The 1,377-nt window shown below is 65.9% G+C and carries 1 protein-coding gene; it reads left to right on the forward strand.

All coding sequences use genetic code 11. The features are described 5' to 3' along the window. Window positions 1-67: 67 nt before the first annotated feature. Window positions 68-1,377: IS30 family transposase (locus M1L60_RS46665; RefSeq protein ID WP_253244071.1), on the forward strand; the 1,310-nt coding region annotated here is incomplete at its 3' end.

Here is a 1,377-nt window from a genome sequence, read left to right on the forward strand (position 1 = left end):
GGTGAGTTCAACCGGTCGTCGCAACACTTCGACATTGGAGGTTGCGGTGGGTCGGCCAGCGGGTTGGATGAAGGCGCTGACGGGCAGGGAGGCGATGAAGTCGCCCGGTCACCCGAAACATCGGCGGGCCGTCGAGCGGTTGTTCTGGCGTGAGATTGCTAGGGGTTTGAGCAGCGAAAACGCTGCGGCAGTGGTAGGCGTGTCGCCGGTGATCGGAAGCCGGTGGTTCCGGCAACGTGGCGGTATGCCATTGTTCCTGGTTAAGCCGATTTCGGGCCGCTATCTGTCATTCGCGGAGCGGGAAGAGATCGCGTTGCTGAACGGCCAAGATCTCGGGGTCCGTGAGATCGCGCGGCGAGTGGGTCGTGACCCTTCCACCATCTCGCGGGAACTGCGCCGCAACGCAGCGACCAGGGGCGGCAAGCTCGAATACCGGGCCTCGGTCGCACAGTGGAAGGCCGAGTTGTTCGCACGGCGGCCGAAACCAGCCAAGCTGGTCGTCAACGAACGGCTCCGCAACTACGTCCAGGAACGGCTTTCAGGCCAGGTCCGACGGCTCGACGGGACACCTCATGCGGGGCCGGCCGCGCGAGCGTGGATCGGCAGAAACAAGCCCCGGCGCCAAGACCGGCGATGGGTCAGCGCCTGGAGCCCGCAGCAGATCGCTCACCGGCTCAAAATCGACTTCCCGGATGATGATTCGATGCGCATCTCGCACGAGGCGATATACCAGTCGCTGTTCATCCAGGGGCGAGGCGCGTTGAAGCGGGAACTGGTCGCCTGCCTGCGCACCGGCCGTGCTCTGCGAGTACCGCGTGCTCGAGCCCGGCGAGAACGCGCCGGCATGGTCACCCCGGAGGTGATGATCAGCAAACGCCCTGCCGAAGCTGCCGACCGGGCGGTTCCGGGGCATTGGGAAGGCGATCTGATCATCGGCCTGGAACGCTCGGCAATCGGCACTCTGGTCGAGCGCACGACCCGCTACACGATGCTGCTGCACCTGCCTCGCATGGATGGCTGGGGTGTCGAACCACGGGTCAAGAACGGTCCGGCCCTGGCCGGCCGCGGCGCGCAAGCCGTCCGCGAGGCGATCACCGCGACAATCACCACGCTGCCCGAACATCTACGGCGGACCCTGACCTGGGACCGCGGTAAGGAACTCGCCCAGCACGCCCAGCTGACCATCGACTCGGGCGTCCGGGTCTACTTCGCCGACCCGCACAGCCCATGGCAACGCGGCACGAACGAGAACACCAACGGCCTGCTCCGCCAGTACTTTCCGAAAGGCACCGACCTGGCTCGCTGGGACCGTGACGACCTCGACGCCGTCGCCGCGACCCTCAATACCCGACCACGAAAGACACTCGGCTGGAGAAC

It is taken from the genome of Paractinoplanes aksuensis (genome assembly GCF_024137025.1).
GTDB lineage: Bacteria > Actinomycetota > Actinomycetes > Mycobacteriales > Micromonosporaceae > Actinoplanes > Actinoplanes aksuensis.